The 13295-nt window shown below is 51.6% G+C and carries 12 protein-coding genes; 11 read left to right on the forward strand and 1 reads right to left on the reverse strand.

Translation table 11 applies throughout. The features are described from left to right. Position 1: 1 nt before the first annotated feature. A complete protein-coding gene (locus MF270_RS23410) occupies positions 2-1915 on the forward strand; it encodes a type IV secretory system conjugative DNA transfer family protein (protein ID WP_009574084.1) in 1914 nt (637 codons plus the stop codon). An 809-nt stretch (positions 1916-2724) separates the two neighbouring features. Here the strand turns inward: MF270_RS23410 and MF270_RS23415 are convergent. Further along, on the reverse strand, positions 2725-3288 hold the full coding sequence (locus MF270_RS23415; RefSeq protein WP_009574086.1) for an NADPH-dependent FMN reductase: 564 nt from the start codon (positions 3286-3288) through the stop codon (positions 2725-2727). Between the two features lie 253 nt (positions 3289-3541). Between MF270_RS23415 and MF270_RS23420 the strand changes: the two genes are divergently transcribed. The 10 genes from MF270_RS23420 (at position 3542) to MF270_RS23470 (ending at position 13104) form a co-directional block, all read left to right on the forward strand. Next, a complete protein-coding gene (locus tag MF270_RS23420; protein ID WP_009574087.1) occupies positions 3542-4807 on the forward strand; it encodes an aromatic ring-hydroxylating oxygenase subunit alpha in 1266 nt (421 codons plus the stop codon). Further along, positions 4804-5289 carry an aromatic-ring-hydroxylating dioxygenase subunit beta gene (locus MF270_RS23425; protein ID WP_108887770.1) on the forward strand — a complete coding sequence of 162 codons (486 nt, stop codon included), beginning with the start codon at positions 4804-4806 and terminating at the stop codon, positions 5287-5289. Before MF270_RS23420 ends, MF270_RS23425 begins: the two co-directional genes overlap by 4 nt. A 20-nt stretch (positions 5290-5309) precedes the next feature. Then, complete coding sequence (locus tag MF270_RS23430; protein WP_198430647.1) at positions 5310-6263, forward strand: PdxA family dehydrogenase; 954 nt, start codon at positions 5310-5312, stop codon at positions 6261-6263. Continuing rightward, entirely contained in the window at positions 6260-7276 is a 1017-nt protein-coding gene (locus MF270_RS23440) for a 2Fe-2S iron-sulfur cluster-binding protein (RefSeq protein ID WP_272490862.1), read from the forward strand. Before MF270_RS23430 ends, MF270_RS23440 begins: the two co-directional genes overlap by 4 nt. 70 nt (positions 7277-7346) lie before the next feature. Then, positions 7347-8591 carry a cytochrome P450 gene (locus MF270_RS23445; protein ID WP_238368177.1) on the forward strand — a complete coding sequence of 415 codons (1245 nt, stop codon included), beginning with the start codon at positions 7347-7349 and terminating at the stop codon, positions 8589-8591. Positions 8592-8602: 11 nt separating this feature from the next. Further along, positions 8603-8926, forward strand: coding sequence for a 2Fe-2S iron-sulfur cluster-binding protein (locus MF270_RS23450; protein WP_009574092.1), 324 nt, complete (start codon positions 8603-8605; stop codon positions 8924-8926). A 39-nt stretch (positions 8927-8965) separates the two neighbouring features. Then, on the forward strand, positions 8966-9721 hold the full coding sequence (locus MF270_RS23455; protein ID WP_009574093.1) for an SDR family NAD(P)-dependent oxidoreductase: 756 nt from the start codon (positions 8966-8968) through the stop codon (positions 9719-9721). Beyond that, positions 9718-11160 carry an NAD-dependent succinate-semialdehyde dehydrogenase gene (locus MF270_RS23460; RefSeq protein WP_040403074.1) on the forward strand — a complete coding sequence of 481 codons (1443 nt, stop codon included), beginning with the start codon at positions 9718-9720 and terminating at the stop codon, positions 11158-11160. Before MF270_RS23455 ends, MF270_RS23460 begins: the two co-directional genes overlap by 4 nt. A 9-nt stretch (positions 11161-11169) precedes the next feature. Next, the gene (locus MF270_RS23465) at positions 11170-12390 is read left to right on the forward strand and encodes an NAD(P)/FAD-dependent oxidoreductase (protein ID WP_009574098.1); all 1221 of its coding nucleotides are present in this window, start codon (positions 11170-11172) and stop codon (positions 12388-12390) included. Between the two features lie 33 nt (positions 12391-12423). After that, positions 12424-13104 carry an MOSC domain-containing protein gene (locus MF270_RS23470; RefSeq protein WP_009574100.1) on the forward strand — a complete coding sequence of 227 codons (681 nt, stop codon included), beginning with the start codon at positions 12424-12426 and terminating at the stop codon, positions 13102-13104. The last annotated feature ends 191 nt before the right edge of the window (positions 13105-13295 follow it).

The raw sequence follows: 13295 nt of genomic DNA on the forward strand, positions 1-13295 counted from the left end.
CATGACCAAGACACTCCCCCTCTGGGCCGCGCTTCTTTTCGGTGTGATCTGCGGCGCCGTAATCGGCACCATCGTTGCCGCCTTCTACCTGACCCTGGCCCTGAAAACCGGGTTTCAGAGTTTCGACATGCTTGCGCTCTGGAAGGCCAGCACCGGCACCCGCGCCGCACATCCGGATGCCTTCAAGGTAGGGTTTGGCGCTGTCGGCTTCGGAGCCATTGGCCTCGGCGCGCTCGCGCTGGCTTGGACCTGGAAGAAAGAGCGCGACGACTACGGATCGGCCCATTGGCAGACCAAGGCGGAGCTGAAGAAGAACGACATGCTGCAGGCCCCCGGTAAGGGCTTCGTCTGCGGCAAGCTTGGTGCCCCGGCCTCGAAGGCTGAGTTCATCTCCTCGACGACCATCCCGCATGTGATGATGGTGGCCCCGACCCGCGCGGGTAAGGGTGTGGGTTTCGTGATCCCGAACCTTCTGAGCTTTGCTGGCTCGGTCGTGGTGCTCGACGTGAAGGGCGAGAACTTCGAGAAGACCGCGCGGCTCCGGGCACTGAACGGAGACGAGGTCTATCGGTTCAGCCCGTTTGATTGGGCCAATGCTACGCACCGCTACAATCCGCTGGCGCGGATCGCCAAGGCCCGGACGTTCGCGCAGCGCTTCACCGAGGTCTCGATCCTGGCCGACCTCTTCCTCGACAAGGACAACAAGACGCTCGACACCTTCTCCGAGGCGGGCAAGTCGATCTTTGTCGCGGCCTGCCTGCTGGCGATCCAGCGCGGCACGCCGAACCTTGGGGAAGTCAACAAGATCGTCGCCGGGGGCGAGTACAAGAACGCGCAGTACAAGACTTATGCCGACGAGGCCGAGGAAGACATCCTGCGCGAGCTCTGGATCAACGCCGCTTCTGCCTCGTCGCGACTGTTGACCTCGAACATCCAGGCGCTGATGACCGCCGGTCTCAAGCAATGGGACAACCCGGCGGTGCGCTCGGCCACCGAGGCGAGCGACTTTGATTTCTCAACCTTCCGCAAGACCCCGCAGTCGCTCTACATCGCCGTGTCCGAGGATCACATCGCAACCCTCGCCCCGCTCCTGCGCCTGATGTTTGCCGACCTCATCGCCTCGATCCGCCTGAACGAGCCGGGCCCGGACGAGCCCTGGCCCGTTATGATGATGATCGACGAATTCCAGCAGATGGGGGCGATGCCGTATCTCGAACGCGCTATCCATTCGCTGGCGAGCTATGGCGGCCGCGTCGCGATGATCGCGCAGTCGCTTGCCTCGCTTGATCGCATCTACGGGCCCGAGGGCCGCGAAAGTCTCGAGAACGGGGCAGGGCTGAAGCTCTACATCACCCCGCGTGACCAGCGCACGGTGAAGGAGGTTTCCGCCGCGGTCGGCAGCACCACCCGCGAGGCGGTCACCCGGATGTATGGCCGCGACAAGGGTTTCCTCGGCGCAACCTCGACCTCGGCGCGTCTGGAAGAACGGCCGCTGCTTTCCGAGACCGAAGCGCGCCTGATGGACCCCGACGAGGTCATCATCCTCGCCTCGCCCCAGCACCCTATCAAGGCGAGCCGGATCAAGTATTACGACGATCCCTTCTTCAAGCAGATGCTGGCCCGCCAGGAGGGCAAGCCCTTCCCCTATCCACCGAGTGTGCAGGGCGTGGGACCTTGGGGTAGCGTGGATGGTGACGCAGCCCTCGCAGACGAACAGGCGAAACCAGCCGAACGCGCGCCTGTCCGGGATCGCTCGCAGCGTCGCGAAGCGCGCGCGATGAGCGTGATGGCGATGGAGGCTGGGCGCGGGCAACCAGAGCCAGAGACGTTGGAACGGGAAACAGCGGTGCCGAAGGAATGGGAGGCAGCGGTCGATCGGCAAGAGGATTTTATTGAGGAGTTGTTGGGTGGATGACCGAAGCTATCGTGCAAGCGGCTTTGGTTGATCTTCTGTGTTGCGTGAAGCGGATGACTCATTGCAGCCTCCGGTAGCGGCAAGGCCATAGTAAAGCGTACCTGCTAATGACTTCTCCACAGCCGCTGTCTGGCAGAGTTGCTCAACAAACAAAAAGTCTTTCACCCGGTTAAGCAGTCCGAAGCTCACATATCGCGCAAGAGCAAAACAGGAGTCGACAAGTAGAGCTTGGAAATGCGGGCCGTTGAGTTCACCAACAGCGAGGTGGGCGAAGTGTCTATGCTACTTGCATTGCCCACCCAAATCCTTCCCGACCAGGAGATCGGCAATGGTACTGCCGACGGCGTTTATGACACCGGCATGTGCCACGATGCCATCGCTGCTAAGAGAGCCGCCACAGTCTTGTTATCTCGCAGGAGCATCGCGCCCTGGAAGCCGGACACCCCTCGGGCTGGCGCGTTCAACGAATGCCCTCCGCACATCAAGGCGTTTAGGGCGCACGACTTGGACACGAATAAGCGGTTACCAACGCAGAAACCGGGAAGAGATTAAAATGCAATGTGTGACAAAGCTAGGCCAGTAGCTGACTGTACTGGATTTGGATCGCAAGGTCACAGAGTTCAGAATGTTTGTTGCTGTCATGTACGCCTGCGATGCGCTCGGTCTACGTGTCGTTGAATTCGTTGGATATGCCGGTTCAGGGAAGAGGAGCCTCAGCCATCATCCGACTTTAAGCAACCGCACACCTCAAAAAAACATGATCAGTATTCATCAAGCAAGCACGTTAGGCCACACCAACATGCTGCAGACTATTCAGCGGGAAACAGAAGTTTTGCAATAGTATTGTCCAAAAGCTGTGTCTGCACGTTATCAGTTAGTTTGCCATTGGACTGAAAAATGCTGCCTGCTGTGCCCAGGCGAATATTCTGAGAAATAACATTTGCGCCGAGAGTGAGAAACAGCTGTTGAAGAGCGGGATGGCCGCGAACAGACCCCACACCGCGTGAAGAAGCACCGCATATCGCGACTGGCTTGTTGTTAAATGCCGTGCCGCCTAGGCCATCTTCCAGAACAAGCCAAGAAATCAGGTTGCGAAGCACAGACGAATAAGCACCGGTATACTCATCCGAACCGATAATAAAGCCATCTTGTATTCGCAGTAAGTCGCGGAACTTTATGACTTGATGCGGCATCTCGGGCCGTGAGGCATTCGCACCATCAATATTCGGCGCATCAAAATCCATAAGATTAACAAATGTCATTTCAACTTTGCCCGGTTGATGCGATTGACTCAGATCAGCCACGGCCTGCACCAACTTGGAATTGATTGAATCCTTTCGACTGCTCCCTGAAAAGGCCAGTAATTTCATCATATCACATCTCCAACATTCTTAAGCCCGCAACCTAGTGGGGGGCAAGATCGACAATTTTGGACCCAACCAGACTTGTTCATTTACCGAACAAGAATTGAATCGCCTCAACGCTCCCAAGTTGTCCGGTCCACCGTCCATGACATCCTTGCGTCTCTAGAGGTACTTGACACCGAAACGTGCTCATGTAAAGAACAATGTACGATATTCGATCAACGTTCGGTAAGCGAACATATTTGCATGAGGAGATGCGCTGATGGTAGACCCTGAAGAAGTATCGGCTAAACAGCCGACATGGCCCGCTAAAGATGGAGCAACGCGTGTTCCGTATTGGGTTTTTCAGCGCCAAGATGTTCTGGAAGCAGAAAATAAGAAGATTTTTCAGGGCCCTGTTTGGAATTTCCTGTGCCTTGAGGCCGAGCTCGTAGAGGCAGGAGATTTTGTTGCCGTCTTTGCTGGTGAGACTCCTGTCATTGTGACGCGTGACAAAGATGGCCAAATCTACGCATTCGAAAATCGTTGCGCGCATCGTGGTTCATTGTTGGCTCTAGAGGATAGAGGGAACGTTAAAGACTTCACGTGCGTGTATCACGCTTGGACGCACAGCCTTCAGGGGGATCTGATTGGAGTTGCCTTCAAAGATGGCATCAAGGGCTGTGGCGGTATCGCAAGTGACTTTAAAATGGAAAATCAAGGCCCACGCAAAATGCGGGTATCAGTGCTACATGGGCTTGTTTTCGGAAGCTTCGATGAAGATGTGGATGATATCGAAGATTACCTGGGAGAAGCGGTTCTTGAGCGCATTGAGCGCGTTTTGGGAGGGCGGAAACCCGTTGTCCTTGGCAAATTCACACAAATTCTCCCCAACAACTGGAAGCTCTACGTAGAGAATACAAAGGATAGTTATCACGCCAGTATTCTCCACACCTTTTTTACGACTTTTGAATTGAATCGCCTGTCGCAAAAAGGCGGGATCATCGTGAATGAAACCGGTGGATGTCATGTGAGTTATTCTTGCGTCGACCATGGTGGTTCTTTGGACGAAGTTCAAAAAAATGCATATAAAGACGAAAATATCAGATCCGATTCCGATCTGAGTTTGACTGATATGACGCTTTTGGAAAGCTTCAAGGAATACGACGACGATATTACGCTCCAGATTCTGTCTGTTTTTCCAAATTTCGTTTTGCAGCAAATCCAAAATTCAGTTGCTGTTCGTACCGTATTGCCCAAAGGCACAGACAGCATGCATTTGAAGTGGACCTATATCGGGTTCGAAGACGATACTCCAGATCAGCGGAAGGCCCGTCTCAAACTTTCCAACCTAATCGGACCGGGGGGGTATGTCTCCATGGAGGACGGCTGCATTGGTAATTTCGTTCAGCGCGGAACAAAAGGGGCCGCAGAAGAAAGTGCCGTACTTGCGATGGGTGGTTACTCAATCGAAACGAGTGAAGATCGAATTACTGAGGCCGCAATTCGTGGTTTCTGGACCGAGTACCGTGGGAGAATGGGCCTATGAGCAGCATGAAAAAACGAGCTGAATTGACCAATCTTATCGGCATGGCTCAAGCCCAATATGCGTATACGATCGACGATGGTGACTTCTATGACTGGCCAAATTTTTTCGCCGATGATTGCTTTTATCAGATCACATCTGCGGACAATTTTGCGCAAGGCCTTCAGGCTGGCTTGATGTGGCTAGATAGCAAGGCAATGCTTCACGACCGAATTCTGTCGTTATTGGAGGCCAACGTCTACGAACGTCACTCCTACAGGCACATTCTCGGGCAACCGAATATTTCGAGCATAGATGGTGACGAGGTGGAATCAGAAACATCGTTTATGGTTGCACGGATTACCCGCGAAGGTCCGACTGACCTTTTCGCCACGGGCCGATATGTCGACCGTTACAAAGTATCCGAAAACGACGCAAAAATCATGAAGCGTATTGTTGTTCTCGATAGCAGCTATATTGATACGCTACTTGGGTTTCCGCTGTGAGATTGTCCGACACTAGGTCTGTGCTGCTAACCATCGGCGATCCCAATGGTATTGGACCTGAAATTGCGACGAAAGCTGCAGCCAGCTTGTACCAGGATCCTGTTTGTCGCCCAGTATTGCTGGGCGATGAATACATAATTTCTCCTTTAGCAGATTCTTTGGGATTCGGTGTTCAAACCAACCGATCTAAGTGGGGAAGCGATGAAAAAACGATTGATCTTCATCCAATCGAAGCGATGCCTACAGCGGAGTTCATACCAGGAAAGGTAAGCGCCGCTGCAGGGCGAGCTACAGTTGCCTATGTCGAAGCTGCATTAACATTGTTGTCCGATGGCTTTGGACGAGGAATTGTTGGATGCCCCCATTCGGAAACAGCTGTCAATTTATCGGGGCGAAAGTTCTCGGGGTACCCGAGCCTGTTGGCAGATCTATTGAAAACCGGCCCTGACAGCATCTTTCTGATGCTGGTTGGAGGAGGTCTGCGTATTGTTCATGCCACATTACATGAGGGCATAAGCGGCGCACTGAATCGGATAGATCCAGAACTAGTAGTAAAGGCGGTCGTCGCCGCCGATGCAGCACTACGCGAATTGGGAGTGGACAAGCCGAAAATTGGATTGTTTGGCATCAATCCTCATGCAGGAGAAAATGGACTTTTTGGGGATGAAGATGATCGTATCATTGTCCCCGCAATACAGAAATTGCGTGAACAAGGCATTGATGCACATGGTCCCGAAGGTGCCGATACTATGTTGGCAAGAGATGGATATGATGCATTCGTCGCAATGTATCACGATCAGGGGCATATTCCAGTCAAGCTGCTAGCCGGTAGAAAGTCTACCGCTCTATCAATTGGAGCTAACACCCTGTTTTCAAGCGTAGGACATGGCGCGGCTTTCGACATCGCGGGCAAGAACTGTGCCGATCCTGAAGCAGTCATCAGGGCTGTAAGACTCGTTGGAGGTGCAACATGACCCACAAAATTTCCGTTTTTGGTCAGGATATCAGTTTTGAGTGTGGAGAGAGTGAAACCGTATTAGACGCTGCCGAACGTGCCGGCTTCGCGATCCCTTATTCTTGCCGAAAAGGCGTCTGTTCCTCATGCGAAGGTGGTATTGCATCCGGCGAGGCTGCCGTTCGTGGGCAAGGTGCATGCGTCGGGCCCGCCGAAGGTGTGTTTCTGTGCCAGGCCAGACCTCGTTCTGATCTTGAAATCGCCCCGAAAAGTATCAAGAAAGTTGAACCCGTTTCTCGCAAGACATTCGAGGCCAAAGTTCGAAAAATTGAGCAGCCCGCTTCTGACGTGTCAGTCATTAGTTTGAGGTTCCCAATCGGCAACCGATCCATCTTTCAGGCCGGTCAGTACCTAAATGTGCTAATGCCCGACGGTGATAGCAGAAACTATTCGATGGCCAATCCGCCTCATCAGAACGATGGTGTTGAATTGCACATTCGCCACGTTCCCGGCGGGAAGTTTTCTCAAACGGTTCTTGCCAACCTTGAAAAGGGATCGATCCTATCAGTTGAGCTTCCATTTGGAAATTTCACACTAAATGAAAACACAGAAGCTCCCGCAATTCTGATCGCAACAGGAACGGGATTTGCTCCCATCAAGTCAATCGTCGAACACCAGATCAGAGAGGGTGGATCGCGTCCATTGCATCTGTATTGGGGAGCAAATACCGAAGCCGATATCTACCTGCGTTCGCTTCCTGAAATGTGGGCAGAGAAGCATGATTGGTTTACGTTTACGCCCGTTCTTTCTGATCCTCCGGACGCATGGAATGGTCGTACCGGTTTCGTACATAAGGCAGTTCAATCGGACTATCCGGATATGTCGAATTTAGAGGTTTATGCTTGCGGTGCCCCGATGATGATTGATGCGGCAAGCAAAGATTTCTGCGCGGAGTCCAAGCTCGATAGAACAGCTTTCTACAGCGATGCATTTGTGCCGTCGGGCGAACCAACGGACGAACTACCTGCATAGGCAGCAACAGCGGAACAAGTGTCACAACTGATAAATTCCTCAAGGCCAAATTCCAAGGGAGGAGTAAGCCATGAAATTTCAACAGCAATTTGAGAGCAGATCTCACTCATATCCAGTACCAGTTGAAGGAGTGCCTTCGTTCGACTTTGATCCCTACGCATCAGAGGTGCTTCGGGACCCATATCAGTATTACGAGATGCTGCGAGAGGCGGGGCCAATCGTCTGGTTGGAAAGATACGGGGTTTATGCAGTGGCGAGGTACGATAGTGTCCGCAACGTATTGACCGATCCGGAAACATATTGCTCCAGTGCGGGCGTTGGACTTACCAATTTTCATACGGAAGAGCCCTGGCGACAACCGAGCATCATTCTGGAAGTCGATCCGCCTGAACACACAAAAACCAGAGCCGTCTTCACGCGTATTCTCTCCCCACGCGCTTTGAAAAAGTTGACTTCTACCTTCGAAGCACAGGCGGAGTTGATGGTGGATCGGATGATTGAAAAAGGCGTCTGCGACGGCGTTAAGGATTTGGCCGACGCGTTCCCCATCAAAGTTTTCGGAGACGCGGTTGGCGTTCCAGCTGAAGGACGGGAGCATCTACTGCCCTATGGCGATATGGTCTTCAACGCGTTCGGACCCGCCAACGATCGATTCAACGAATGCCTTGCAAATCTGGGGCCTGCAACAGAGTGGATTACTAAAGCCTGTCAACGCGAAAACCTCACCCCTAACGGATTTGGCGCAGAACTTTATGACGCAGCTGACGCGGGTGATATATCCCATGAAGATGCAGGAATGCTCGTGCGCACAACTCTCTCGGCCGGGTTGGACACCACAATTTTCACAATGGGGAACGCACTTGTTAATCTTGGCCGAAATCCAGACCAGTGGGCCCTATTGCGCGATGATCCGACAAGAGCGCGTGCAACAATTGAAGAAGTTTTGCGCTTTGACAGCACGTTCCACTCTTTCTACCGCACTACGACAAGGGAAACCGAATTAGAGGGCGTTCCTTTAAAAAAGGAACAAAAGGTACTGGTCTTCATTGCTTCAGCAAATCGCGACCCTCGCCACTGGGTGGAACCAGATCACTTTGACGTAACGCGCAAAGCCACGGGTAACATGGGTTTCGGAGCAGGGATCCATGGCTGTGCAGGTCAAATGATTGCCCGAATGGAGGGTGAGATCGCGCTGCGGACGCTAGCGTCTAAAGTCGAGTCCATCGAATTGTTGGGAGAACCGGTTCTTCATTTCAACAACACCGTGCGCGGGTATACCAGCATGCCAATGCGCGTAACGGCAAAAAGACACTAACGGAGGGGAACATGCCTACAATCACCTATCTACTCGCCGACGGGACCAAAACCGATATCAAAGTGGATGTCGGAGCAAATGTAATGCGTACCGCAATTGATGCAGACATTCCCGGAATTGTAGCCGAATGCGGTGGCGCGGCTATGTGCGCTACATGCCATGTATATCTTGAACCAGAAACAGAATCGGTTTTCACCGCGATTAGCGACGTTGAGGAAGAAATGCTTGAGTGCGTTGCGGATGATCGTCAACCAGAAAGCCGACTGAGTTGCCAACTCAATGTTCCTGCAGGAGTAGATCGAATTACAGTTCGGTTGCCGAAAACTCAAAGCTGAATGTTCGAAATTCCTGATGAGAATAAGTAGGAAAAATCAATGATCAACAAGAAAAAAGTAGCGATTGTAACCGGTGGCGCTAGCGGTATCGGTTTTGCGTTCACTCAAAGTCTTGCTGCCTCTGGATATGCCGTTGTGATCGCTGACATGGTCGGAGCGGAAGAAGCAGCTAATAGACTTAAAGGCAAAGGCTTTGAAGTGATCGGCGTTAAAACCGATGTCACTAACGTAGACGATACAAACGCGATGGTTTCCGAAGCAGTCAGCCATTTTGGCGGTTTGGATTTGTTGGTGAACAACGCGGGTATATTTACCTCTCTGAAGCTAAAGCCATTCGACCAAATCGAACCCGCTGAATGGATGAAAGTTATGGAGGTCAATACGCTCGGCCCGTTTCTTTGTGCCAAAGCAGCACTTCCAGAACTTCATAAGAGTTCGGCCGGTCGGATCGTGAACATCGCCTCAACTTCTCAGCTTAAAGGTGCTCCGTTTATGCTGCATTACACGTCAAGTAAGGGGGCTGTTGTGGCGTTTACCCGATCGTTGGCGCGCGAGTTGGGCAAAGACAACATCACGGTGAATGCTATTGCGCCCGGATTTACACTCAGCGACGGAGTGCTTGCGACCGGCATGGAAGAAATCATGGGCGAGGTGGTCAGAAAGTCCAGCCGCTCAATCCCGCGTGATCAGGTGCCGAATGACCTTGTTGGTGCCTTGCTTTTTCTTGCAAGTGATGGTGCGGCATTCATCACCGGACAGACTATCGCTGTAGATGGCGGGAGTTTTTTCCTTTGAACTACGCATATTCAGATCTTTGCCTTTATATTGATGGCCGCTTCATTGGCTCCGATGAACGGTCCGGGGAATCGGTTTACAATCCAGCTAATGGCCAGATTCTTGGGCATTTACCTCATGCAACAACCGAAGATCTGGACTTGGCGATTGCTGCAGCGGATCGAGCGTTCCAGAAGTGGCGATGGACTTCACCGATTGAACGCAGCCGTGTATTGCGAAAAGTTGCAAGTTTGATCCGTGAACGATCCGAGGATATTGCTCGTAATCTCACACTTGACCAAGGCAAGCCACTTGCTGAAGCACGCGTGGAGATTTTAGGGGCGGCAGATCATGCGGATTGGCATGCTGAAGAATGTCGTCGGATATACGGCCGCGTCATCCCGTCCCGCGACCCAAGCGTCCGTCAGACAGTTGTTCGTCAGCCTGTTGGTGTTTGCGCATCATTTTCGCCTTGGAATTATCCGCTCAATCAAGCTCTTCGAAAGATCTGTGCTGCCTTAGGATCAGGATGTACCATTGTCCTCAAGGCATCCGAGGATGCGCCAAGTGCCGTCGTAGCGCTGGCGCACATTTTTCACGACGCAGGATTGCCCGCAGGCTGCCTTAATGTCGTTTGGGGCGTGCCGGCTAAGGTTTCAGAGCATCTGATCACGTCGCCTAAGGTTCGTAAAATATCGTTTACAGGGTCAATCCCCGTCGGGAAGCATCTTGCAGCAATGGCTGGCGCACATATGAAACGTGCTACGATGGAACTAGGAGGGCACTCTCCTGTTCTGGTTTTCGATGATGCCGATATCGATAAGGCGGCGACTCTGTTGGCCGGCTACAAAGGACTGAATGCGGGACAAGTGTGCATGTCGCCAAGCCGGTTCTTCGTTCATGAAAAGGTAGCGCAAGAGTTTGGCGAGAAATTTGCTGCAGCATTTGGCTCCCGCGTCGTAGGAGATGGCATGCACAGCGATACCACAATGGGTCCCCTCGCCCATACTCGACGTGTAAGTGCTATGACCGAATTTGTTTCCGACGCCACTGCCAAAGGTGCAAGCATTTTGACAGGAGGTACGGCTATTTCTGGTCCCGGAAATTTCTTTCCACCGACAGTACTGATGCACACTCCTGACACAGCCAAAATCATGATCGAAGAGCCGTTTGGTCCTGTAGCACCCATCTCTACTTTCAGTGAAACGGATGAAGTGCTCTCACGGGCAAATGCTTTGCCTTTCGGACTCGCATCTTATGTCTTTACCAAGTCACTCCGTACATCTCACTATGTGACTTCAAAATTGGAAGCAGGAATGGTGAACGTAAACCATTTCGGAATTGCGTTGCCGGAGACGCCTTTGGGAGGCGTGAAAGACAGCGGCATGGGCAGCGAAGGCGGTAGTGAGACATTTGATGCCTATCTTGCCACCAAGTTCATTTCCGAAGCAACAGAGTAGGAACTTGGAATGGAGAAGCAGATACTCATTGTAGGTGCTGGGCAAGCGGCATGTTCTCTAGCAGGGAAATATCGCCAACTGGATAGTGATGCCGTAATCACAATTGTAGGTGATGAGGAATACTTGCCTTATCAACGACCGCCACTATCAAAAAAATTTGTGACCGGAGAAATGAGCGTTGAGAGTTTGTTCCTTCGTCCCAACGCTTGGTACGAAAGAAACAACATCTCTCTTATCTCAGGCCGCCGCGTCGTTCACATTGATAGAAATTCTAAACAAATCCAACTCGATGACCGGCGTATTCTGCACTATGATATGCTTGCATTGACAACTGGCACGCGTCCCAGAGTCCTGCCAAGTGAAATAGGCGGCGATCTCAAGGGCGTCTATCTAGTTCGTGGCATTGACGATGCTAAAGCTCTTGCAACCGAGATGACGGTGGGGCGGCGCGCCTTGGTAATTGGGGGCGGCTATATCGGACTGGAAGCTGCAGCGGCATTCAGGAGCCAAGGACTTCAGGTTCGAGTCGTTGAGATGGCTGACCGCATCTTGCAGCGTGTTTCTTGCGCCGAAACATCAAATTACTTTCGGAAACTCCACCACGAAAATGGCGTACAGATTTACGAAGGCTTGGGCGTGGAGCGTCTCATCGGTGACAATGGCCGTGTGGTCGCCGCTGAGTTTTCGGACGGTAGCACTATGGAGGTTGACTTCGTCATTGTTGGTGTAGGCGTTGTGGCTAACGACGAACTGGCGTGCGAGGCCGATCTGGAAGTAGATCAAGGGATACTTGTAAACGCTTTTGGTCAAACGAATGACAAGGACATTTTCGCAGCGGGAGATTGCACCCGCTTCAAATACTTAGGTCATATGATAAGGTTAGAGTCGGTGCAGAATGCTGTTGATCAAGCCGAGTCAGTGGCAGCGAATATGGCTGGAGTGGAAACGGCATATTTTCCGTTCCCCTGGTTTTGGTCAGACCAATTCGATGTAAAGCTTCAGATTGCAGGTCTAAATCAAGGCTATACTGATACAGTGGTTCGCAAAGGAGCGAAGCCTAGGAGTATGTCAGTTTGGTATTTCTCTAATGGGAGGCTTATTTCTGTGGATGCGATTAATGATCCTCGGATCTTCATGATTGCCAAGAAAATGCTTTCCTCGAATAGGTTGGCGAGTATTGAGCAATTAAGAGATCATGATTTCGATCCAAAATCGATCTTAGTATCTTAATATATTGGCCTGTTCGAAAGCGTGAGGTCGTAAATGGAGCAGACTACCGTTTTAGAAGTGCGGATCGGCATGGCCATGCCGTTTGGGCACAAAAATGAACCTAGCGCCATCATAAAGAATGCAGTTAAGGGTAAGGTTTGGTTATCCAAATTTGGATTGGTAGGAGATGAACAAGCCGACAAAGTCAAGCATGGTGGTCTAGATAAAGCACTTCATCAATACTGCTCCGATCATTATAAACATTGGCAAAGGGTTGTGCCGTTGGCTGAGAACTTGGCGCCTGGTGCATTCGGGGAAAACATTGTCGCGGATATTCATGATGAAGCCAATGTTTGCCTAGGTGATTGTTTTAGAATTGGTGGAGCCGTCGTACAGGTTTCGCAGCCTAGACAGCCATGCTGGAAACTCAATGTGAGGATCAATAAAAGCGATTTCGCCAAACTCGTACAATCGTCGGGGCTGACTGGATGGTATTATCGAGTCCTCGAAGCCGGCTGGATTTCGTCAGGAGACTCGATTTCCCTGATTCAGAGGCCGAATCCAGATTGGACGATTCAAAACGTTCATCGGGCAGTGTATCTTGAAACAGCAAAATTTGATCACCTCAAGGAGCTGGGGACCATAAAAGAACTATCCGCCTCGTGGAAGAAGTTGATTTTAGCTAGGTTAGAAAATCGTAGCATTGAAAGCTGGTCTTCTCGATTTCGAGACTGAGCGACGCTTCCTAAAATCGAAGCAAACTTACTCTAAATCAACAATTAATTTCTTGGAAGGGGCGAAATTCCTTGATTGAGGTATTCAATTATTTTGGTTTTTTGAGTGTCTCAAGGTAAACGGTGTCGCCACCCCACATTGCCGACGGGATCAGCCATTGCGAGTTGATACGCATCCAAAGAAAAGGAGTG

The sequence above is a fragment of the Mesobacterium pallidum genome, assembly GCF_019966535.1.
Taxonomy (GTDB): Bacteria; Pseudomonadota; Alphaproteobacteria; order Rhodobacterales; family Rhodobacteraceae; genus Mesobacterium; species Mesobacterium pallidum.